Here is a 22,245-nt window from a genome sequence, read left to right on the forward strand (position 1 = left end):
GGAGGAAGTTGAATGGAGCTTCCTATTCAGATTGCAAAAGATTCTCCGGAGCCTATTTATTATCAATTGGAAGAACAAATTAAAGCGCTGATTGCAAGCGGTCAGCTTCCTGCTGGTTCACCGCTGCCTTCGATCCGCACCCTTTCAAAAGACCTTGAAATTAGTGTGATTACGACTAGACGCGCCTACCAAAATCTTGAATATGAAGGGTTTATCCAGACAACACAAGGGAAAGGAACGTTTGTAGCTGACATAGACGATGCTAAGAAAGAAAAAGTAAAGACAGAAACGGTGTACAAAGCTATTCAAACCGCTGTACAAACGGCGCTCCGCCATGACTATACGTTTGCAGAGATTGAGCAAATCTTTCAACAAGTAATGGTTGAATTGCGGGAAAAGGAGGGTTCTTAATGCAGCCTTGGTTAGAAATCATGCAGTTAAGAAAAACGATCGATGATTTTCAATTAGGGCCAATTGATCTTTCGTTTGAGCCTGGAACGATTCATGCACTCATTGGGAAAAACGGAGCTGGTAAAAGTACATTAATGAAAATGCTGATGAATCTTGCGAAAAAAGATGAGGGGCAGATCCGCTTATTTGGTCAATCAATACAAAATCGTGATGAAAGCTGGAAGCAGCACATCTCGTACCTGCCGCAGACATTGATTGGATGCAATTCCTTTAACGGATTGGAATTGATGAAGCTCACTTCCCATTGGTATTCAACATGGGATCAGAAATATTTCGACCAGCTTGTACAAATGTTCGATATCCCTTTAAGAAAGCTATATCGAAATTTATCACAAGGTGTTCAAAAGAAATTAAGCATCGCCTTAACTTTAGCCTGCGATACCGACATTTTGATTCTTGATGAACCAACCGCTCATATGGATATCCCTTCAAAACAAATGCTGATGGATATTCTCGTAGAATGGATGGAAAGAAGCGAAAAGCTGATGATCATTGCCAGCCATCAAACAGATGATATTCGAAAGCTTGCTGATTATCTAATTGTACTGAAAAACGGACAATTGCTTGGAAAATTTGAAAAAGAAGAATTAGCCAGCAGATATAAACGTTACTTTTTGCAGCGGCCTCTGCCAAATAAACCGATACCGGGTGAAGTTGGAAGAAAAGGAAAGCAAATTGTCATCACTCAACAACAAGAAAATACAGAACAGTATTTAATAGAGCATCAATACGATTGGATCAAAGCAGAATCGTTAGAGTTGGAAGAAATTATCACGATTATGCTCAATCAACCAATTTAACAGAAAGGAACATAAATATGAACGAAACGGTTTTAACAGTTGAAAAATTAGGAAAATCATTCAAACATCAGCCGATTATCCAAAATATATCGTTTGAAGTGAAAAAAGGGGAAATTATGGCGGTATTAGGACCGAACGGGGCTGGAAAATCAACGATCATTCGCAACATTATGGGGATTATGTATCCAGATGAAGGAAGCATTACATTCCACAATAGCCAAAAAAATATGATCCCGCGCCATAAAATTGGCTATTTGCCGGAAGAACGCGGTTTATATAAAAATGTCAAAGTAATGGATATTCTCCTTTATTTAGCAGATTTAAAAAGCTACCCATTAAAAAAAGCAAAAGAGCGGGCTAAAGTCTATTTAAAAAAATTTGGCTTAGAAGGAAAAGAACAGTCATCAATTGATGAACTATCAAAAGGAATGGGACAAAAAGTACAGTTTATCGCTTCGATCCTGCATGAGCCTGAACTGCTCATCTTAGACGAACCGTTTTCCGGATTAGACCCTGTGAGCCAGGAGTTATTTAAAAAAGAAATAAGAAGCTTAGCTAATAACGGCACAGCGATTCTTCTATCTTCCCATCAAATGAATATAGTAGAAGAGATGTGTGACAGATTATTTATGATCCATCGCGGCCGCAAGGTGGTTTATGGATCGATAGAGGAAGTAAAGAAAACATATGCGAATTTCAAATGTGTCATCCGCGGAAAAAATGACCGCGCCGTACTAGAACAAATTTCTGGTGTTCAACGAATAGAACAAAATGAAGATGTATCAACTCTTTATTTAACAAAAGACATTCAACCTGCCAAATGGTTAAAAAACCTTCCGGAATATATGATAATTCAAGAATTATCGCTTGACCGCATTTCCCTGCATGAAATCTTTATTGATGTTGCCACAGATCAAAATTTATTACAGGAAGCTGGTGAAAATTATGAGTAATACTATAAAAATAGCAAAATGGGAAATAAAGCGGAATTTAAAAAACAAATCATTTATCATCAGCTTGTTTATAACGCCTATTCTCTTTTTAGCTTTTTTCCTGCTCGGAAATCTTGCCAATTCAGATGAGGATCAAAGTGTAACAACTGTTTATGTCAATGATAAACTGAATATTTTGCCAGCCTTGCAGGAAGCAGTACAGCTTCACAACCTTCCATTCAAGCTTCAGAAAACTGGCATCGCGGAAGATAAGATAGAAGATTTGCTAAAAAATAGAGAGAATACAGCCTATTTGTTTATCGGTGAACAGTCATTAACGGATGGCGTTGTCCCTGTTTACACAAGCGATGTGATTAGCCCGATGTTTGCCAATCAAATTCAGCTGCTGGCAGAGCCGTTAAAAGCTTTGCAGTTGGAGCAGCTTGGTTTATCGAAAAATCAATTAGCAGCCATTTCGAAAGGAATCGTCTTTGAACAATCGACCGTTAGTGAAATCTCAAAAACTGAAGGCGGAGGAAGAGAAACGGAAAAAATTTTAGAACGCATTGTACCAGGGGCCTTTGCCAGCATCATTTTACTATCCATTGTTTTTAGCGGCATGATGATTTTTCAAAGCGCCTCGCAGGAAAAGAAAGATAAAATTGCGGAAATCATTCTTTCATCGGTCACGCCAAAAGACCTCATGCAAGGTAAAATTATTGGTTATTTCCTATTAGGAATGTTACAAGTTGTTGTATTTTTCATTTTTATCATTCCAATCGTTTTATGGAAAATTGATGTTCCGATATTTCACTATTTGTTCGTTCCTCATCTTTTTCTTTTCATCGGGATTGCCCTTTTAGGCTACTTGCTGTTTTCGTCAATTTTTGTCGGCATCGGCGCCACAATGGCAGATATATATACCGCCGGCAACTTTCAAGGATTAGTTATCCTGCTGCCATTTTTGTCATTTGTTTTTGTCGGACCTGTGCTGACAGATCCAAGCGGGCTATGGGCGCAAATCGGCACCTATCTTCCATTCACATCACCCGCTGTTTTGATTCTTCGTTTGTCGATATTAGAGGAATGGCCATGGGCGGAAATCGTCATATCACTTGCAATCTTAATAATAAGTGTTTGGATCTTTATGAAACTAGCTGGAAAAATATTTAAAGTCGGCATCTTAATGTACGGAAAAAATGCCACGCCAAAAGAAATATGGACTTGGATCAGACAATGATCAAAATAAAAAAATCGGCTAAACGCCGATTTTTTTATGGTTTGGTGAAGATGAATAACATTTGCAAGCTGCGTAGTTATGATCAGTCTTTATTCCCAAAATACCGGTTCGCCTTCGATATGGCAAGGCTTGGGCTGATAGATGTCTTCTTTTGTTTTAAGATAGTGATGAATTCTTTCTACATTGGCTGTAAAAGCATTGCTTGCGATATCGCATCCTAAAAAGCGGCAGTTGTTTTTTATGGCTGCAATAGCTGACGATCCGCTCCCTAAAAACGGGTCGCAAACCGTAAATCCCTCTTCGGCACTTGCATAAATCATCGCTTGGAACAGCTCAACCGGTTTTTGAGTCGGATATTTCGAATGGTGAATTCGTTTAAACCGCCATACATCCGGAAAAGACCGGTTTCTAATTTTGCGGTTGTTTCCGTTCGTAGCAAAAATAATATATTCGTGCCTTCTTCTAAAATAATGCCCCATTCCCATATTGATTTTATCCCAAGTGATGATGTTTTTTACGTCAAAGTACTCTCTCATTAAATGCCCTAAGCTTAATAAAGAAAAAGAATCAAACATGATGTAAATGTGCCCTGTATCTTTTTTCAGCACCCTCTTGCACTCTTGTAAAAAGAGATGATAGTTTTCTTCACTGTCTTCAAATTCCGCAAACCATTTCCCATTTTCCGTTCCCTTTTGCTTATATTCACCGACGATTCTGCCCTTCCCGAGCTTCAGCTTGTTATTCATTCCAGAATAAGCAGGGTCTGTTACAATCAAGTCGATGCTTTCATCTTTTAAAGACTTTAAAAAGGATATGCAATCATTTAGTTCAATTTTTACTTCGAGATTGTTTCCATATTTAAACGTTCTCACAGATGCAGTTTCTGTGTCCATATCCAAACACCCTTTTAAAAATAAACGAGATAACTATTTTATCATACTATAGAAGAACGTACATTCTCAACCGATTTAGCTCGTATCTAGCATTTGGCGCAGCGACTTTCAGTGGATTGTTGTCTTGCCTATTTATTTTAATTTTCGTATTTGGGCGTTATCTCGTGCGGATTATCTGATTATCTTATGACCTTCTCCGCATAATCCTCTGGGGACGTTATTTCCTTCTTGATCTCTGTCCAGTTTGCTCGTCCAATCAAAGTTTTCCATACTACAGCCAAGGTATTTATCATGCACTCCAAAGCTCTCCGGTTTTTTTGAAACATTTTCAGCACTCACTTTCAGATGTATGTTGCTCAATTGGCTACAGTCCTAAACTGAAGAATAACTTTCCCGGTGTTTCATTCTGTTTCATGAGGATTCAACCATTAAGCCCCTATTTATTCCATATTTAATGACTTCGTCAACGAAGAAAAAAAATAACGGAAATAGCTAAAGAAAAAACTGCAAAAACCATAATACAATAGCAGGCAATATTCCGAAGATTATATGTAAAGCAAATGCGAAAAACCTTTTGGTAATGAAAGCAATTGCTATCGATATGGGTAGTCCATAAAAGAACACCCCAAAGCTTACAGATGAGATATCATGAGAAGATTGTGAAAAGAAGATCCTGTTTGTTGGTCAGAAAGACATGCTACTGGCGAAATAAAATCGCTATGATAAAAGTAGAAATAACAAACGTAATGATCGCTGTTAAAAATTTTCTTTTTATATATTAGTTATACCCCTTATTATTACTTGTAAATAATCAAATACAAATTTGATAAGTAAAAATACATAAAAAATGTTCTAATATGATTGCCTGTGTAGATGGTGAAGGAGATTAAAATGGTCATCATGGCATTTTTGGCTATTTGGTAGCAATTATATGGACCAGTATTGCGGAATATAAAATTTCATTTTGCTGTTTGTTTTTGACGAAAAGCAGCAGCTGGAAATCAACGTAAGTTGTTAAGGAGGTTTGATGAAAGATTTAGTCCGCGAAACAGCTTGTTGCAATCGTTGGTGTTTTCGCTTCCCTATATATTTCTACTAAAACCTTTCTTTTGGCTGTAACTTCTCCTAATTTATTTCCAGGGTTGAATATACCGATGTGAGAACCTCTTCAAATGATAAAAGCCTGTAGAATTCCAATAATGAATTCTGCAGGCTTTGCCCTAGCTGGATACTTTCCGTAAACCCTTCTCCAATATATTTAAATATGAAACAACGGATAGCATAAATCCCCGCTTTTTATGAATTCGTCGTTACCAACCGATTGCCGCACCGTCTCCTCTTGGATCAACCCCGCCGTGTAAAAAGCTTTGTTCATCAATTAATATGGCGTTGGCATGACCCATTATTTTATCAATAGGTTCAACAACTTTCACAAGATGGCCAGCTTTGATCATCGATTCGATCACTTCTTTTGAGATGCGGCCTTCCATCTTCAATTCTTCCGTCTCTTCTCCCCACGTTCTTCCCCACACAAACCTTGGCTCATATATTGCTTCTGCAGGGCTCATTCGATAATCAATCATTCTTGTAATGATAGCTGTTTGTGTTTGCGGCTGTCCTTCTCCTCCTTGTGTTCCGTATAAAATATACGGCTTTCCATCTTTAAAAGCCATTGCAGGCATCAGCGTGTGGAACGTTCTTTTTCTCGGCGCCAAGCAATTGACATGCGAACGATCAAGAGAAAAGAACGATCCTCTGTTTTGCATTAAAATCCCTGTGTCACCAGCAACAACACATGAACCGAATTCAAAATAAAGACTTTGTATAAAGGAAACCGCATTCCCCTCTTCATCCACGACAGCCGCATGGGCAGTGTCGTTTCCGACAGGCTGAGTCTTCACTTCGCTTGCATTTGTCAGACTGATCGATTCGGCCAGCTTTTTCGCATATGTTTTGCTTAACAATTTATCAAGCGGAATCTGGTAGAATTCGGGATCTGTCAATACTTTGTTTCGGTCTTGAAAGCTTTTTTTCAATGATTCTGTCAAAAGGTGATAATACTGAAAAGAACCGTGCGGAATCGTTTTAAAATCAAAGTTTTCTAAAATATTTAGCGCCATTAGCCCGGCAAAGCCTTGTGAATTGGGCGGAACCTGATACATGGTATAACCGCGGTAAGTTCCGCTCAGCGGTTCGACCCAATCTCCGTGATGATCCGCAAAATCATCCTCTATTAAAATCCCGCCTTTTTCTCGAAGGCTTGATACAATGCGTTTTGTTAAACTGCCTTTGTAAAAATGATCTCTTCCTTTGTTCGCTAACTCTTTCAATGTATCCGCCAATTGCTTCTGAATAAATTTTTCATTTATGCTCGGAATTCGATGATGAGGCAGGAAAATCGATGATGTTTCCGGAAATTCTCGCAGAATTTGAACATTTTTTTGCGTGTTGACATATTGATCCTTTGAAAAAGGGAATCCATTTTCCGCATATTCGATAGCAGGCTCTAAAACCTCCGCCAATGAAAGTCTTCCGTATTCTTTTATGATGGCATCCCAACTGTCAACCATTCCCGGCACGGTGATAACACTTTGAATGCCTCGATACGGAATGGCGGGTAAACCTTCGTATTTTTCAGGCGTGGCGTTATAGCCTGACCGGCCGCTGCCGTTATACGCACGAACTGCTTGATCCTTTCTGCTGTAAAACAGCCAAAAAGAGTCTCCTCCGATCCCTGTCATGTGCGGATAAACGACCGCTAAGCAGGCGCTGACCGCTACCGCTGCATCGAAGGCGTTGCCCCCTTTTTGCAGTATGCGGCAACCGGCTGCCGATGCTAAATAATGCGGACTGACAACCATACTTTTCGTTCCGATCATTGATTGGCTCATTTTACTTGTTCCTCCCCCGGTTTGTAGTATTGAACGAAATGGGTCATGCGATTTGAACCTTCCGTAAATAGAAATAAAACAGCGCCGATGATTAGCAAAACACCTGACAAATAAAAGCCGATTTCAAGCTTGCCGGTGATATCGGCAAAATAGCCCGTAATATAAGGTGCAAAAATTGAAGAAAGCATTCCGCTGAAATTGAAAAAACCATACACTTTGGAGTACATGGATGACGGCGTAATTTCAGCCATATAAGATATTAATACGGGATCGAGCGCCAATTTTCCTAGCAGTCCGTAAAAAACTAATCCTGCTAGCAGCAAAGAATAATTTTCCGCATAAGGGATGACAAATTGGCAAACAGCTCCAGCAAAAGCTAAAAAGATGATCAGCGACTTTTTATTTTTTACTTTATCTGAAACATATCCAAAGAAAATAGCCCCCGGAATCGAAGCCCAAGGCACTAAAGAAGATATGATCCCTGTTTGCGAGCCTTCTACCCCTTTTACCGTCTGCAAATAATAAGGCAACCAAGTAAGCATTCCGAAGAATCCATATAAAGAGCAGAAGATGAGAATGTAAACGAAAAGATGATTTTTTGTAAACAACCGTTTTAAGTTTTGGCTATCTTTCATATGAGGAACTTCTTGTTTTTTTTCATGGCTGGATTGATCTCGTACACATATTCCTATCAAAATGGCAACAATAATAGTTGGAATGGCAAATAGATAAAATGAAAATTGCCATCCTTTGTTTAAGGTATATGTGAAATAGCTAGCAGCAATAAAACCAAGAGAAATGCCGAAAGCCATTCCGCTATTGATCACTGCAGAAACGATCCCTCTGTATTTTTTAGGGGTAATGTTGGAAGAAATTCCGTATTGCGAACCGTAATAAGTGCCTTCTCCAATACCTGTTAAAGCGCGCATCAGCAAAAACAATGCAAATGAAGATGCCAATCCGCTCAAAAAAGTGGTAATGCCAAATAATATATAACCAATTACTAAAACTTTCACTCTTCCAAATCGATCAGCCAAAAATCCTGTTGGAATTTGCATGATCGAATAGGCAATAAAAAATACAGTGGACATCAAACCTAATTGACTATTGTTTAAATTCCACTGCTCTCCTATTTCTCCCATTACTGGCGACAAAATATTTCGATCCGCATACATAAATACCCATCCTAGAAAAAACAAGAAAATAACGATGGCTGGATGTGTGCGTTTCATTTTCTTCACCCCTCTCAACTTTTTTAAAAATTTGATTTCATTATAGAAAGCTGCTGAGGAAAGTTCCTTGAATTTGTAAATTTTTTTAACAAAGTTTTTTCGTTTCGTAAACAAATAAATATTTTCATTTTTTTATAGAAATCATAAAACATATTTTGTATACTAAAGGAAATTATAATTAGAAAATTAACTACATAACGAAATAAAGGGTGGTATGAATGGCATTCGAATACAACATTCCGAATTTAGACATAGACCATATTGATAAACAAATTTTAGAGAAGCTGCATGAAAACAGCCGGATATCGTATACCGATCTCGGAAAAGAAATCGGTTTGTCTCGAGTTGCCGTTCAGGCGAGAATAAACAACTTAATTGAAAAAGGAATTATCGAGAAATTTACGACGGTTATCAATCCGACGAAAATCGGCATTCATGTTTCCGCCTTTTTCAACGTTGAAGTGGAACCGCAATATTTAGAGGAAGTGGCAGAACAATTGGCGGAGGAGCATGCCGTTACAAGCTTGTACCATATGACTGGACCAAGCAAGCTCCATATGCATGGAATCTTTAAAAATAATCAAGAAATGGAAAATTTTTTAACAAAAAAATTGTATCCGATGCGCGGTGTCGTCAGCGTTGACTGTCAAATTCTCATTAAACGATACAAGAGCCGCATGGGCATGAAATTATAAAGGATGAGGGGGAGAAATATGCAAACTTCTTATAAAAGTCTTATCATGGCTATGCTGAGAACCGGAATTTTTGGATTCGGAGGCGGTCCTTCCGTCATACCGCTGTTCCGTTATGAAGCAGTTTCCAGATACCGTTGGGTAAAAGATGAAGAATTTGCAGAAATATTGGCGATTGCCAATACCCTGCCCGGTCCGATCGCGACAAAAATGGCCGCTTACTTAGGATATAAACAAAAAGGGGCATTAGGCGCTTTTATTTGCGTAGCAGCTCATATTTTGCCTACATGTTTGGCCATGATTCTATTATTCAAAATGGTCACAGCTTTAAGCGATTCACCTGTTATCCACGGTATGATTTCTGCTGTTATGCCGGTGATCGCCGCCATGCTTGGGCAGTTGGCTTACGAATTTTCCGCAAAGGCCGTGAAAGGATTGGGAAAATGGCTTGGCGTCCTGCTGATGATTGTTTCGTTTTGCCTGCTGCAAGTGATTTCGATTCATCCAGCTATTGTAATTCTAATGTTTTTAACATATGGAGCTTTCCATTTAAAACGGAAGAGCAGAAGTAAGGAGATGTCTGCATGAAAATCTGGATCAGCTTATTCATCGGTTTCTTTTTGGCCAACATACTCGGTTATGGAGGAGGACCCGCTTCCATTCCGCTTATGTATGAGGAGATTGTCAATCATTACAAATGGCTGACAAATGCAGAATTTTCCAATATGCTCGCACTGGGAAATTCTTTGCCGGGCCCTATTGCGACAAAGATCGCCGCCTATGTCGGTTATGATGTGTACGGATGGTGGGGGGCCTTCATCGCCTTGTTTGCGACTGTATTTCCGTCAGCTTTCGCTTTGATTCTGTTGTTAAAACTGATTCAACGCCACCGGGAATCTTTAGTTGTGAAAGGAATGACCTTGCTTGTACAGCCTGTTATTGCTGTCATGATGCTGCTTTTAACTTGGGAAATGATAGAAGACTCTGTCCATTCGCTCGGAATTATCCAATCGCTCATCATTGCTGCTGTATCGTACTTTGCCTTAGAAAAATGGAAGGTTCACCCTGCCATTCTCATTATGATTTCCTTTGTTTATGGAGGAGTTGTTCTGCCCAATTTTTAAAACCGGTCTGTTTGGAGCACCAGAGAAACTGTGATTCTCAGCTTTTCGCAATACCTGAGAAAATTTTTCTGTCAAGAAATGCGCCAACTATCTTGCTTTGTTTCAATTAGAGTCGTATAATCTCTTTTTAAAAATACGAATGATTTTCTCGTATAAGTTTGGAAATACGGTCCAAGCGTTTCTACCAAACTACCGTAAATAGTTTGACTACGAGAGACGATACACAACTCTCCCTGTCAAACTCAACGCGCGAGTTTACTACAGAAGGGAAAAGTGAGAATGGACAAAAACATTTTAAAGAAAAGAATCCAAGTGGCTAGCAAACAAATTCCGGCAGACATTGTGATTAAAAACGGAAAAATTGCCGATGTTTTCAATTTAGAAATTTTGCATGGAGACATCGCCATTGCGGACGGAGTGATTGCTGGAATCGGAGAATATGATGGGGTAAACATCATTGATGCCGAGAATAAATTCATCGTACCAGGTTTCATCGACTCTCATGTCCATATTGAATCTTCGATGGTGACACCGAAGGAGTTCTCCAAAGCAGTTCTGCCCCACGGTGTGACAACCGTTATTATAGATCCGCATGAAATTGCGAATGTCGCCGGGACGAAAGGTATATCTTTTATGCTGGAGGATTCAGAAGGCTTAGATTTAGATGTGTATTGCATGCTGCCTTCCTGCGTTCCGGCGACTTCGTTTGAAAATGCCGGCGCTGTGTTAAATGATGATGAACTTGCACCTTTTTACAAGCATCCTCGGGTGCTCGGGCTTGCGGAAGTGATGGATTTCCCAGGTGTTCAAAATTTAGATGACCGCATCATTGACAAGCTTTTAACGGCATCAGCATATAAGATCGACGGACACGGCGCAGGTCTTGGCATTGAAGGAGTCAATGTTTACAGAGCGGCCGGCATTCAAACAGATCATGAATGTGTGACAAAAGAGCAAGCAAAAGACCGCCTTGCTCGCGGAATGTACGTCATGATCCGTCAAGGATCTGCTGCAAAAAATTTGCCAGAACTAATCGGCGTGGTCAATGAAAAAAATAGCCACCGCTGTCTATTTTGTACGGATGACAAGCATTTAGACGACTTAATTGCCGAGGGAAGCATTGACTACAATATTCGTCTTGCCGTCGAGCATGGACTTGATCCTCTCATAGCGATTCAAATGGCGACGATTAATGCCGCCCAATGTTTCGGACTATCGCAAAAAGGAGCGATCGCACCTGGATATAGAGCAGATCTTGTCATAGTAGATAACTTCAAAGCTTTTACGATTGAAAAAGTTTTGAAAGCCGGAAAAGTGATAGCGGAAAACGGTCAATATATAGGATCTATAGATCAACCAAAACCTTCCGTTTTATCAAGAAATTCTGTCAATCTAAACATAAACGAGGTTACAAAAGAACGGTTGGCCATTCACGTAAAAAATAACCAAAAAGCGCATGTAATAGAAATTATTCCGAATCAAATTGAAACGGTTAAAAGAATGATGGAAGTTCCGAGCGACGGTGTTTGCTTCATCCCTTCCATTGAAAAAGATTTGGCAAAACTGGCTGTACTCGAACGCCATAAAAATACTGGAAACATTGGCCTTGCCATTGTAAAAGGATTAGGCTTAATCGGCGGTGCAGTCGCCACAACCGTCGCCCACGATTCCCATAATGTGATCGTTGCCGGCACAAACGATGAGGATATGATCTGCTCCATTCAAGAGATAAAGAGAATCGGCGGTGGGCTAGTAGTTGTGAATGATGGAAAAACGCTCGCCTCTTTGCCGCTTGTGATCGGCGGATTGATGTCAGATCAAGCATATCCAATCGTCGCCCATCAACTCGATGAATTGAACAGCAGCTTGCAAAAAGTGAGCAAACATCGGCATTTCAATCTCTTCCTCACGCTCTCTTTTTTAAGTTTGCCTGTCATTCCAGAGCTCAAAATTACAGATTTAGGATTATTTGACGTCACAACGTTTCAGCACATAGAAGTTGCAGCCGAGCACGGCATTTAAAAATCGTGTAGAAAATGATTGTATGGGCAGCAAAACACATAAAAAAAGAAAACTCCGGCAAGGGAGATTGGCTCATCTGCCGGAGTTTCATTTGCCTTTTTTCGCTTAGAGTTTAAATTCTTTAAGCCTGCTAAAGCTTTCCAATACGTGTCAGAAATGATTCATTCATAAATTCGCAGGAGATGTTTTTTACACGCTTGCCCGATAGCTTAACCGTTTTTTCCGCCGGACTTTATCCCGTTCCAAAATCCTTTGCTCGATCAATAGAATTCACCTTTTTGCCAGCTCGCTTCGGTCAAAATCAAACAAATTATACAGCTTGTATGCCATCATGAGCTCAAAGCGCATATCTGCATGATTTAAATCAACATTGAGTATTTCTTCAACACGTTCAATGCGATATTCAAGTGTGCTGCGGTGTATAAATAATTCTTTCGAAGCTTCGCGGTAAATCAAAAGGATTTTTGCAGCGCTTCGGTCATGGTAATACGATTAAATTCGGCAGGTTGTTTTCCTTCAACATTGTCAATTGATATTTTGAATGGTGCTATGACATGATCCGATCACTTAAAAGTTTTCCTTCACCAACATCAACTAACATCCTTGTTGCCTGCTTTGTGTGTGCAAAATTTCGTCATGTTTTTTTATCCATAAATGCAGATTTTCCCCAAAAAGACCATATACACGCTTCTTGCAGCTCCGCATCATTTCAGCTGCCCATCTATTCGAGAAAAACAGGATGCCTTTTAAATCGCATCATTTTTTTGAAAACCGCTCTCCTTCTCAAGAAGAAAGAAGTCCCTTATATCGTAACTTATGGTGCGGCGGAAAATGCGGCTTTCTTCACGTCATCTGCTTCACATATAATCCACTTTTTTCCGTTCTTACCCTGCTTTTATTTTTTCATAAGCTTCATCATATTTTTTCGCCAGTTCGAAATCAAGCTTTGTGAGTCCTTTCGCTCTCTGAGACGAAATTTTTACCGTGATGAACTTATAGTCAATAGAAATGAAGGGATGATGGTTTACTTCTTCAGAAATGTCCGAAATTTTCCGCACGAATTCGATTTCTTGCAAATCATCTTGAAAGAGGTACTTTCTTGCAATCCATCGCTCTTCAAGAAGCTTCCAATCTTCCATCTCTTGTAAAAGAGATTGCACTTCTTCATCTGTTAACCGCATGACCGTTTCCTCCCGGATTTTTATAAAAAAACAGACAGCTAAAATCACAGTGCAAAAAAGATTTCCATATAAATGTAAAGAGGCGAACAAACATATCAGATTTCCGTTTATTTCTTAGAAAAAAGATTTGCTTTGAAACCGTTCCATTTCCCGATAAATAAACTCGATGTCTACATGCTTCCGGAGACAATCGGCAAGCCGGTCAAAGGCTTCTTCACGAATGTTTTTCATTGATGGCCGCTCATAAATCGCCGGAAGACCTTTTCTTTTTCTTATCAAATTCAAAAATGCCGTTCGAAACTCATCGTTATGAAATATGCCATGAAAATACGTTCCAATTAGGAGGCTGTCTTGGCTTATGCAGCCGTCAACTCCTTCTTCCGTCGTAATAAATGGCGATACGTCCCCTTCATAAGAAGTTGTTCCCATATGAATTTCATAGCCTTCCACCGGCACATTACAATCAGCCAAGTGGGCCATCCCTGTTGTAAGAGTCGTCCTTTTCTCTTTCATCATGGCGGTGCGAATCGGGAAAAAACCGAATCCGTTTGCGCTCCCTATCGTTGTTTCTACGTGATGCGGGTCTGAAATCTCCCTTCCGAGCATTTGATAACCGCCGCATATGCCGACAATGACTGATTTTTTCGCACGATAAAGCTTTTCTATCGCATCCGCAAAGCCGGATTTTCGCAAAAGCAATAAGTCCTCAATTGTATTTTTCGTTCCCGGCAAAATGACAACATCCGGTTCTCTGAGTTCATTTGCCTCCTTTACATAGCGAACATGGCAATCCTTTTCATATAGAAACGGGTCAACATCGGTAAAGTTCGAAATGTGAGGAACATGAATAACAGCAATATCAATCTCGCTAGTTTTCTCATTTGTACGTGGAAACGCATCTAATATGACGGCGTCTTCCGCCTCAATGTTTAAATTAGAAATATATGGTACGACCCCTAAAACCGGTTTGCCTGTATACTCTTCAAACCAGCGAAGTCCCGGCTCCAGCAAGGAAATATCCCCGCGAAACTTGTTAATCACTACCCCAATTACGCGATCGCGATCTTCAGGCTCAAGCAGCTGCAATGTTCCTACTAAACTCGCAAATACACCGCCTCTGTCAATGTCGCCGACAAGAATGACAGGAGCGTTTGTTAACCGGGCAATGCGCATATTGGCAAGCTCGCGATCATTTAAGTTAATTTCCGCAGGGCTCCCCGCTCCTTCTATAACGATTCGCTCATATGTACTTGCCAAATGATGGTACGCTTCTTTAATCACCTGCAAACCAAGTTCAAAAAATTCCTGCCGATACGCTGCTGCCTTATAATTTTGATACGGCTTACCGTTCACAACAATTTGTGAAGTGTGATCGCTCACAGGCTTGATCAAAATCGGGTTCATATCCGCCGTTGCGACCGTTCTTGCCGCCTCCGCCTGCACTCCTTGGGCGCGGCCGATTTCCTTGCCGTCAACGGTAATATACGAATTGAGTGACATATTTTGTGATTTAAACGGCGCAGTCTGATACCCGTCCTGCGCAAAAATTCGGCAAAAACCTGTCGCAATCACGCTTTTTCCCGCATCGGAATGCGTACCTTGAATCATGATGGGCAATGCTTTATTCATCTGTTTTTCTCCTCTCACAATCATTCACAAATGTTTCGCAAATTCCGAGTATGAAGCACCGCCGTATGAAAAGGCGGGCCAATAAATCAGGACTGCATGTAAATCATTTATCTTCGAAAAAAACACGGTGGCTATTTTTTTCATTGATCACGCCGATCAATTCAGGCAAATTTTTGGCAGCAGATCTTTGACGAATCATCACGTACATTCCACGGGAAAGTCGGTCTCTTGCTTGCTTTTTTGTCGCACATTTTTAACTCGCCCACATGATGCCAATTTCCCGACATTGCTTGCCGTTCCAACAATGATGATTCTTTTCCAACATTTTTACACGGTAACTTTTTGGTTGGATTCTACTGTTTCAACAACGATGATTTATTTCCAACTCATTCATGCTCCCTTTTCAAAAATTGATGATGACTGAAGTATTATAACATCCTTCATTTTCCGCTAGTATCATGATGCACGAGATGATCAAAAATAATTGTTATGTTTCTTTGCTAAATGAAAAATCCCGCATATACAGTGATCGTGATCTGTAAGTTAAGGCATATCTTTATGTGTCCAATCGTTTGATAGACTCAGCACTTAAGATCACCGGCACCTCATTTTTTGAATAAAGTTCTGTTTAATGCTGGAACATACATAGCTAAAAACACAGACCGACCGAGGCTGAAAACAATAAAAGCAAGCCACAAACCGTGGTTATAATACATCGGAATCAAAATGAAAAGACAAACAATATATACTGCAAGAGAAATCAGCATAGAATTGCGAATCGGATTGGTCATGGTCGCTCCTGTAAAAACACCGTAGAGAATTAAACCGAAGCTTGCCGCAAGTGGAAATATCGTGACCCAAATACTGTAGGAGCTGGCCAGTTCGATCACATTCTGATTTTTCGAAAAAACAGGAATGATCGAATCTTGAAACAGTATATAAATAAGCATCATAAACAAGGGGGAAATTATCGCCCATTGCCCTGTCAACGATAAAGTGCGTTTATACAAAGCTTCATCCTTTGCACCGACAGCTTTTCCGACGAGAATACTGCTGGCATTGGCAAATCCGTCTAAAAAGTACGCCATGATGTAATGAATTTGAATGAGAACGGCATTGGCTGCCAGTATTTCGGTACCAAAAGAGGCACCTCTCGCTGTAAAAAGATTAAACACGGTTAACAAACAAATCGTGCGAATAAGCAAATCCCGATTGACCGCCATCATCTTCTTAAATTCTCCTGCATTCCACAGCTCGCTGCTAGGAATGGAGAAAAGGCGAAGATCGGAAGACTTTAACACGATATACATTCCAATGAGAAATGCAGCCACTTCTGAAATCAATGTAGCGGCGGCTACACCATTCACATCTTGATGAAAAACGTTCACAAACAACAAATCAAGTACAACATTTAATAGATTCATAAATACTTGTAAAAATAGCGAAATTTTAACACGAGACATTCCCATGAGCCATCCTAGAATGACGTAATTCGCCAGCGTAAACGGGGCTCCCCAAATGCGGATCGAAAAATATTCGTCCGTGAAAGTCATGACTTTCTCATCCGGATGAATAAGCGTTAATGCGATATGCTTCATCGGCCATTGAACGAGGATAAATAGAATGCCGACGGCTAACGCAATGAGGAACGGTCTTACGAAATATAAAAAACATTGCTTGGCATCTTGCGCACCATAAGCTTGTGCGGCAAAGCCGGACGTACTGACCCGCAAAAAGCCAAACAACCAATACATCGTATTAAAAATCATCGTCCCTACAGCTACGCCGCCAATATACGCTGGATCAGGAAGCTGTCCCACTACTGCCGTATCGACAGCTCCTAATAACGGGGTGGTGATCGTTGAAATGATAAGCGGAATCGCCAAAGATAGATAAGTTCGGTGAGTCATTATTATCCCCCTTAACCTTCAAACAAGTGAATGAGCATTTTTGTATATGGGTGGCGGGCTTGAGAGAATATATCATTCTTTTGAAAGCAGTCAATAAAAGCCCCATCTTTCATTACCAAAATGCGCTCGCTTAAAAAATGAACCGACGGGAGATCATGGGAAATAAATAGATAGGATAATTCCAATTGTTTTTGCAGCTCCTTTAAAAGAGTTAATATTTGCCCTTGTGTATAGACATCTAAGCTTGCTGTCGGTTCATCTAAAATGATCAAAGACGGCTGGATGCTAATCGCACGAGCAATGGCAACACGTTGTTTTTGCCCTCCGCTTAACTCGTGGGGATAGCGATAAAGATAGCGGTCCGTCATCCCAACCATCTCTAGCAGCCGCTTTGCGCATAATTCACGGTGCTCTCTTACATCCTGCAAATAAATGGGGCAGATATTACGATGTGTATCTAATGCCTCCATGACAGAATCGATGATCTTTCGTTTTGGATTTAAAGCCGCTGCCGGATTTTGAAACACCGCTTGCATACAATGGCGAATTTTTCGAATTTCTCTTTTAGTCATTTTATGCAATGGTTGGTCATGTAAAAAAATTTCGCCTTCGCTTATTTTTTCTAACATAAGCAAGCAGCGCGCCAATGTACTTTTCCCGCTGCCGCTTTCACCGACAAGCCCGACGCATTCGCCTTTTTGTATCGATATCGACACCCCGTTGACTGCTTGATGACCTGAAGCATAAATTTTTTTGATATTTTTGGCCAATAATAGATCTGCCATTATGACATATTCCTTTCCATTGCAAAATCCAGTTTAACAGGCGAGGCAATACGCCTCATCGCTGGTACAACGCTGAATGACCGCTCGGCCTTCACGTGATCACTTCATGCATTTTATTCGGCAAGGTTGGAGCGGCACTCAATAATTGCTTGGTATAAGGATGACGAGGATGGTAAATAACATTTGTTTTCGTCCCTGTTTCGACAATCTCCCCTTTCTTCATTACTGCAACAGTATCGGAATATTTCCTAGCAAGCCTCAAATCATGTGTAATAAATAATATTGCACAATTGATTTTCTCTTTGATATTCGCGATGACCTCTAACACATGTGCTGCTGTCATACTGTCAAGCGCAGTGGTAGGCTCATCAGCAATAAGCAATTTCGGATTCAGCATAATGGCCATAGCAATGGATGCACGCTGCAGCTGTCCGCCACTTAATTGAAAAGGGTAACTATTGTAGACGCGTTTTGCAGGGAGTTGTACGTCTTCCAATGCTTGAAAAGCGATTTCTTTTCTTTCGTTTTTAGTTAAAGAACAATGAGCTTGGATCATTTCATCCATTTGCTTACCGATTTTTATAAAAGGAGTAAACGAGCTTTGATAGTCTTGGAAGACATAAGATATTTCTTTTCCCCGTAAATTCTGAAATTCTTTTTTCGATAAATGAGTCATATCCTTGTTGTCAAACTGAATATGCCCGGCGGCTATCCACATTTCTTTCGGCAGAAGCCCTCCAATCGCAGAAGCTGTGATGCTTTTGCCGCTGCCGCTTTCGCCAATTAATGTAAACCATTCTCCTTTTCTGGCAGTTATATTCACATTTTCAACAATCGGCTTATTTCGAAAATTAATTTGCATTTGATCAATAGTTAATAATGACATACCATCTCCCCTTTATCCTTTTACATCAAAACGGTCTCGCAATACATCACCAGCTAAATTAGAAACTAGAACAGTAAACATAATGGCAATTCCAGGAATAAACATTAAATATGGCGAGGTGTGAAAATATGGTGTACTTTCGTTCAACATCGCCCCCCATTCAGGAGTTGGCGGCTGCGCTCCTAAGCCGATGTAAGATAAGGAAGCGATCAACAAAATAATTTTTCCAAGATCCAACGTCGCTAAAACGAACACATTTCCCACGACATGGGGCAGCAAATGCTTACGAATAATTTGAAATGTGCTTAAACCATTGACAACCGCCATTAAAATGTAATCTTTTTCTTTCTCAGATAACACCGTGCTGCGGACAAGCCGCACATAGCTTCCCCATTTCGCTACAACGATTGCAAAAATTAAATTTAACATACCGGGGCCTAAAATACCGCTCAGTACAATTGCGACAATAAAATCAGGGAAAGCTAGAAAAGCGTCTATGATTCTCATCAAATAACGATCGAAACGGCCTCCGACAAATCCTGAAAACATGCCTAACGGAACGCCGATCAACAAAACAATGCCCAATACGAGAATACTCGTTCCGACCGTTACTTGCCCTCCCGCTAGGATGCGAGAAAATAAGTCTCGCCCCAAATAATCCGTTCCGAAAAAATGCTCCGCACTTGGTTTCAGCAGACGTTCATTCATATTGATTTGCAACGGATCATATGGAGCAAGCAGCGGAGCTGTCAAGATGACAAGAAAAAAGGCAAATAGTATAAAAAGAAGCGTTCGTGAGTGCGTCCAATACATTTGTCTAAACATTTTCAACGTCTCTCTACTCCTTTTAAACGTATCTCAGGGTTTAAATAACGGCAGCAAATATCAACGAATATATTAATCAAGACAATCAAAATCGTAATAAACAATACATACCCTTGAATGACCGGGTAATCCCGGCGAATAATCGCATCTACCACCATTTTTCCAATTCCCGGGTATGCAAACAGTACTTCAATGACAACTGTGCCGCTTATTAAACTCCCAAGACTCATACCAAAAATCGTTATGACAGGAATTAAAGAACGGCGGAAAACGTGGAATAAAAATATCCGTTTTTCACTAATCCCTCTTGCCCTTGCCGCTTTCACATAGTCCTCATTCAAGCTTTCTAGTAAACTGGAACGCAGCAATCTGACATAAACAGCTGACATCGCGATTCCTAACGTAAGGGATGGCAGGATGACGTGTTGAATCGTTCCCTTTCCCATGCTTGGCAATATCCCTAATTGAACGGCAAATAATTCAATGAAAAGGAGCCCCAGCCAAAAGCTGGGGATGGATGAACCGACTAGTGCAAACAAACGGCATATATGGTCCACCCATTTATTTTTATAGAGTGCAGATAGAGTGCCTAAAGGAATAGAAATCAGAATCATTACGATTAAAGAAGTGCATGTGAGCGTAATGGTCGCAGGAAACCTTGATAACAACTCAGAAACTACCGGCTGCTTTGTTATATAGGAATGGCCTAAATCAAACTCGAAAAATCGTTTCAACCAATACCAATATTGAACGTATATAGGTTCATGTAACTTCAGTTCTTCTCTTAGCGCTTCAATTTGTTCTTTCGTAACGGACACTTCATCTACTTGAAGCATCTGTTTGACAGGATCGCCAGGTGCTAGTTTTATAAATATAAAACTAATGAAAGACAGCAGAAGTAAAAATATGATGAACTCTATGAATCGTTTCGCTACTTGAATCATTTACCCTTCCACATCCAAATCTTTTGTTAACATATAATACTCGCTTTTACTAGTTACCCAATTTTTTACTCCGTCACGATAGGCAACAATAATATTTGGATGTACGATAAAGGAATGGAGAGTCTTCTGATCAATGATTTTTAATGCTTTCTTCGCCAAATTGTTCCGTTCGTTCACGTCTACCGTTTGGTTCAATTGTTGAATGCTAGCTGTTAATTCTGGATGGTTAATACTCGCGTAGTTCAGCGCTCCGTTCGGCATGTATGTCGCATTCAAAAAGTATGCCGCATCTCCGCGCGGAGCCGTCACACTGCTGTATGTAGCAAAATCCCAATCATCATTGGCCGCTAAATACTCATCAATATTTTCCACTTGCTGAATCGACATCTCTATGCCAAGTTCCTTCGCCTTTGATTGGAGAATTTGTACAATTAAAGGAAGTTCAGGACGCGATGCGTATGTTAGCACTTTAAGCCGAACGGCCTTTCCGTCTTTCGTAACTTTTCCGTCTTCTACTTGAAAGCCTGCGTTACTAAAATACTGTTTCGTCACCTCTATTCCGCTTTCCTTTTCTTCATAGGATGGCGCAAACGGAGAACCAGCCAAAAAAGGACCTTTCGCTTCAACGGCATGTCCATTTAAAATATGTTCAACAATTTCCTTCCGATCTATTAAAGCATCCATCGCCTTGCGCACATTTTCATCTTTCATATAGGAGCTCTTCATATTATAAAACAGCTGATGTGTACGCAAACTTGGAACTGATTCTATTTTTACATTTTCTTCTTTTAATTTTTCAAGATTTTCTACCGGCGGTCTAAAAATAATGTCCGCATCTCCTGATTGAAGCGCCATTTTCCGTGCATTGGCATCCTCGTTGAAAGCAAATGTTGCTTTTTCAAGCTTTGCTTTGCCATCCCAATACTTTTCAAATCGTTCGACCTTCAGCTCTACCCCAGGCTCAAAAGAAGAAATTTTAAATGGCCCCGTACCGATTGGCCTTTTATCAATATCTTTTTCATCAACATCGACAATCGCTGTATTTGGATGTACGAGTTCTGAAGGAAATTGCGGGAATACTTCTTCCGTTTGAATCGTTAACAATTGACCATCGGCTTTCATTTTGCTGATTTTTAATGCCGCTTGAACAGATGGACTATCGTTGATTGCTCTTTCTAACGAGGCCTTCACCGCTTGAGCATCAACTTTTTTCCCATTATGGAATGTAACACCTTCTCTAATTTTAAACGTCCAGTTTTTCCCATCTTTACTTTTCCATTCTTCTGCAAGCCAAGGTTCAATTTTTTGCTGTTCACTAATTTTGACAAGCGTCTCTCCTACTCCCGCACGAACTATCGTATAGTTCGTGTCTAAATGCGGATCGAGTGTGTTGGTTGGAAAGTTAAAAAGCAATGTTAATTCTTTGCTGCTCTTTCCCTTTTCTTTAGAGGAAGACTGTGAGCATCCGACAAGCAAAAAAATTGTTGTTAAAAGTATTAATATGCTTTTAAAATATCGAAACATTTTCTCACCTTCCCAAATCGTAATGATTACTATTTTTATTTTCCTATCATACATATATTCGCTATTTTTGTAAATATTATTTCGAACAAAAATAATTCAAAATCACATATTTTTGAAATGTCCATTTATTTCTCGACATTCCCACTTCAAAAAATTGATGAGTTTCTTCCAAAAATTCCATCCTGAATCACATATAAGGCAAAATTAAAAGGCATGAGTCCGGTGTAATACCGAATTCATGCCCAAACAGTTGCCTAAATTTCC

At 40.0% G+C, this 22,245-nt stretch carries 19 protein-coding genes and 1 riboswitch; of the genes, 8 read left to right on the forward strand and 11 right to left on the reverse strand.

Annotated elements, in window-relative coordinates:
- Window positions 1–12: 12 nt before the first annotated feature.
- The 4 genes from NSQ94_RS11285 to NSQ94_RS11300 are packed head-to-tail and all read left to right on the forward strand — an operon-like array spanning window position 13 to window position 3,443.
- A complete protein-coding gene (locus NSQ94_RS11285; RefSeq protein WP_066248497.1) occupies window positions 13–411 on the forward strand; it encodes a GntR family transcriptional regulator in 399 nt (132 codons plus the stop codon).
- Window positions 411–1,271: an ABC transporter ATP-binding protein gene (locus tag NSQ94_RS11290; protein WP_066248495.1), complete on the forward strand. Its 861-nt coding sequence runs from the start codon at window positions 411–413 to the stop codon at window positions 1,269–1,271. Before NSQ94_RS11285 ends, NSQ94_RS11290 begins: the two co-directional genes overlap by 1 nt.
- 17 nt (window positions 1,272–1,288) lie before the next feature.
- The gene (locus tag NSQ94_RS11295; protein ID WP_327873956.1) at window positions 1,289–2,224 is read left to right on the forward strand and encodes an ATP-binding cassette domain-containing protein; all 936 of its coding nucleotides are present in this window, start codon (window positions 1,289–1,291) and stop codon (window positions 2,222–2,224) included.
- On the forward strand, window positions 2,217–3,443 hold the full coding sequence (locus NSQ94_RS11300) for an ABC transporter permease (protein ID WP_339195327.1): 1,227 nt from the start codon (window positions 2,217–2,219) through the stop codon (window positions 3,441–3,443). Before NSQ94_RS11295 ends, NSQ94_RS11300 begins: the two co-directional genes overlap by 8 nt.
- Window positions 3,444–3,532: 89 nt before the next feature.
- Here NSQ94_RS11300 and NSQ94_RS11305 read toward each other — a convergent pair whose 3' ends face one another.
- The 3 genes from NSQ94_RS11305 to NSQ94_RS11315 all read right to left on the reverse strand — a co-directional run bounded on the left by NSQ94_RS11305 (window position 3,533) and on the right by NSQ94_RS11315 (window position 8,459).
- Window positions 3,533–4,336, reverse strand: a complete 804-nt coding sequence (locus NSQ94_RS11305) for a site-specific DNA-methyltransferase (protein ID WP_144598367.1) — start codon at window positions 4,334–4,336, stop codon at window positions 3,533–3,535.
- Between the two features lie 1,310 nt (window positions 4,337–5,646).
- Window positions 5,647–7,227 (reverse strand): gamma-glutamyltransferase, encoded by a 1,581-nt coding sequence (gene ggt, locus NSQ94_RS11310; protein ID WP_094245610.1) that lies wholly within the window; start codon window positions 7,225–7,227, stop codon window positions 5,647–5,649.
- A complete protein-coding gene (locus NSQ94_RS11315) occupies window positions 7,224–8,459 on the reverse strand; it encodes an MFS transporter (RefSeq protein ID WP_339229098.1) in 1,236 nt (411 codons plus the stop codon). Before NSQ94_RS11315 ends, ggt begins: the two co-directional genes overlap by 4 nt.
- A gap of 218 nt (window positions 8,460–8,677) precedes the next feature.
- On the opposite strand from NSQ94_RS11315, the gene NSQ94_RS11320 reads away from it, so the two are divergent.
- From NSQ94_RS11320 to ade, 4 genes are all read left to right on the forward strand, one after another.
- The gene (locus tag NSQ94_RS11320) at window positions 8,678–9,154 is read left to right on the forward strand and encodes an Lrp/AsnC family transcriptional regulator (RefSeq protein ID WP_063388247.1); all 477 of its coding nucleotides are present in this window, start codon (window positions 8,678–8,680) and stop codon (window positions 9,152–9,154) included.
- A gap of 18 nt (window positions 9,155–9,172) precedes the next feature.
- A complete protein-coding gene (locus NSQ94_RS11325; RefSeq protein WP_063388248.1) occupies window positions 9,173–9,739 on the forward strand; it encodes a chromate transporter in 567 nt (188 codons plus the stop codon).
- Window positions 9,736–10,275, forward strand: coding sequence for a chromate transporter (locus NSQ94_RS11330; protein ID WP_063388249.1), 540 nt, complete (start codon window positions 9,736–9,738; stop codon window positions 10,273–10,275). Before NSQ94_RS11325 ends, NSQ94_RS11330 begins: the two co-directional genes overlap by 4 nt.
- 128 nt (window positions 10,276–10,403) lie before the next feature.
- A riboswitch (purine riboswitch) is annotated at window positions 10,404–10,505 on the forward strand.
- Between the two features lie 49 nt (window positions 10,506–10,554).
- Window positions 10,555–12,297, forward strand: a complete 1,743-nt coding sequence (gene ade / locus NSQ94_RS11335; RefSeq protein ID WP_339229099.1) for an adenine deaminase — start codon at window positions 10,555–10,557, stop codon at window positions 12,295–12,297.
- Between the two features lie 884 nt (window positions 12,298–13,181).
- On the opposite strand, the gene NSQ94_RS11340 is transcribed toward ade, so the two are convergent.
- From NSQ94_RS11340 to nikA, 8 genes are all read right to left on the reverse strand, one after another.
- On the reverse strand, window positions 13,182–13,478 hold the full coding sequence (locus NSQ94_RS11340) for a 4a-hydroxytetrahydrobiopterin dehydratase (protein ID WP_311067203.1): 297 nt from the start codon (window positions 13,476–13,478) through the stop codon (window positions 13,182–13,184).
- Between the two features lie 114 nt (window positions 13,479–13,592).
- Window positions 13,593–15,107 (reverse strand): cobyric acid synthase, encoded by a 1,515-nt coding sequence (locus NSQ94_RS11345; protein ID WP_339229100.1) that lies wholly within the window; start codon window positions 15,105–15,107, stop codon window positions 13,593–13,595.
- A 605-nt stretch (window positions 15,108–15,712) separates the two neighbouring features.
- Window positions 15,713–17,017 carry an MATE family efflux transporter gene (locus NSQ94_RS11350; RefSeq protein ID WP_339229102.1) on the reverse strand — a complete coding sequence of 435 codons (1,305 nt, stop codon included), beginning with the start codon at window positions 17,015–17,017 and terminating at the stop codon, window positions 15,713–15,715.
- An 11-nt stretch (window positions 17,018–17,028) separates the two neighbouring features.
- Window positions 17,029–17,802 (reverse strand): dipeptide/oligopeptide/nickel ABC transporter ATP-binding protein, encoded by a 774-nt coding sequence (locus NSQ94_RS11355; protein ID WP_339229104.1) that lies wholly within the window; start codon window positions 17,800–17,802, stop codon window positions 17,029–17,031.
- 91 nt (window positions 17,803–17,893) lie between these two features.
- On the reverse strand, window positions 17,894–18,688 hold the full coding sequence (locus tag NSQ94_RS11360) for an ABC transporter ATP-binding protein (protein WP_339229105.1): 795 nt from the start codon (window positions 18,686–18,688) through the stop codon (window positions 17,894–17,896).
- A 12-nt stretch (window positions 18,689–18,700) separates the two neighbouring features.
- Entirely contained in the window at window positions 18,701–19,513 is an 813-nt protein-coding gene (gene nikC, locus NSQ94_RS11365; RefSeq protein ID WP_133309130.1) for a nickel transporter permease, read from the reverse strand.
- Between the two features lie 2 nt (window positions 19,514–19,515).
- Window positions 19,516–20,457: a nickel ABC transporter permease gene (nikB, locus tag NSQ94_RS11370; RefSeq protein ID WP_066248451.1), complete on the reverse strand. Its 942-nt coding sequence runs from the start codon at window positions 20,455–20,457 to the stop codon at window positions 19,516–19,518.
- A complete protein-coding gene (gene nikA, locus NSQ94_RS11375) occupies window positions 20,458–21,981 on the reverse strand; it encodes a nickel ABC transporter substrate-binding protein (protein WP_339229107.1) in 1,524 nt (507 codons plus the stop codon). It abuts the gene before it with no gap.
- Window positions 21,982–22,245: the final 264 nt, after the last annotated feature.

The organism is Aeribacillus sp. FSL K6-2833 (genome assembly GCF_037965815.1).
GTDB lineage: Bacteria > Bacillota > Bacilli > Bacillales > Aeribacillaceae > Aeribacillus > Aeribacillus composti.

Coding starts and splice junctions, on each gene's coding strand:
- NSQ94_RS11350 (WP_339229102.1), bottom strand. CDS start 17,017: ATGACTCACCGAACTTATCTATCTTTGGCGATTCCGCTTATCATTTCA.
- NSQ94_RS11325 (WP_063388248.1), top strand. CDS start 9,173: ATGCAAACTTCTTATAAAAGTCTTATCATGGCTATGCTGAGAACCGGA.
- nikB (WP_066248451.1), bottom strand. CDS start 20,457: ATGATTCAAGTAGCGAAACGATTCATAGAGTTCATCATATTTTTACTT.
- NSQ94_RS11290 (WP_066248495.1), top strand. CDS start 411: ATGCAGCCTTGGTTAGAAATCATGCAGTTAAGAAAAACGATCGATGAT.
- NSQ94_RS11360 (WP_339229105.1), bottom strand. CDS start 18,688: ATGTCATTATTAACTATTGATCAAATGCAAATTAATTTTCGAAATAAG.
- NSQ94_RS11345 (WP_339229100.1), bottom strand. CDS start 15,107: ATGAATAAAGCATTGCCCATCATGATTCAAGGTACGCATTCCGATGCG.
- NSQ94_RS11320 (WP_063388247.1), top strand. CDS start 8,678: ATGGCATTCGAATACAACATTCCGAATTTAGACATAGACCATATTGAT.
- NSQ94_RS11295 (WP_327873956.1), top strand. CDS start 1,289: ATGAACGAAACGGTTTTAACAGTTGAAAAATTAGGAAAATCATTCAAA.
- ggt (WP_094245610.1), bottom strand. CDS start 7,227: ATGAGCCAATCAATGATCGGAACGAAAAGTATGGTTGTCAGTCCGCAT.
- nikC (WP_133309130.1), bottom strand. CDS start 19,513: ATGTTTAGACAAATGTATTGGACGCACTCACGAACGCTTCTTTTTATA.
- NSQ94_RS11330 (WP_063388249.1), top strand. CDS start 9,736: ATGAAAATCTGGATCAGCTTATTCATCGGTTTCTTTTTGGCCAACATA.
- NSQ94_RS11285 (WP_066248497.1), top strand. CDS start 13: ATGGAGCTTCCTATTCAGATTGCAAAAGATTCTCCGGAGCCTATTTAT.
- NSQ94_RS11355 (WP_339229104.1), bottom strand. CDS start 17,802: ATGGCAGATCTATTATTGGCCAAAAATATCAAAAAAATTTATGCTTCA.
- nikA (WP_339229107.1), bottom strand. CDS start 21,981: ATGTTTCGATATTTTAAAAGCATATTAATACTTTTAACAACAATTTTT.
- NSQ94_RS11305 (WP_144598367.1), bottom strand. CDS start 4,336: ATGGACACAGAAACTGCATCTGTGAGAACGTTTAAATATGGAAACAAT.
- NSQ94_RS11315 (WP_339229098.1), bottom strand. CDS start 8,459: ATGAAACGCACACATCCAGCCATCGTTATTTTCTTGTTTTTTCTAGGA.
- ade (WP_339229099.1), top strand. CDS start 10,555: ATGGACAAAAACATTTTAAAGAAAAGAATCCAAGTGGCTAGCAAACAA.
- NSQ94_RS11340 (WP_311067203.1), bottom strand. CDS start 13,478: ATGCGGTTAACAGATGAAGAAGTGCAATCTCTTTTACAAGAGATGGAA.
- NSQ94_RS11300 (WP_339195327.1), top strand. CDS start 2,217: ATGAGTAATACTATAAAAATAGCAAAATGGGAAATAAAGCGGAATTTA.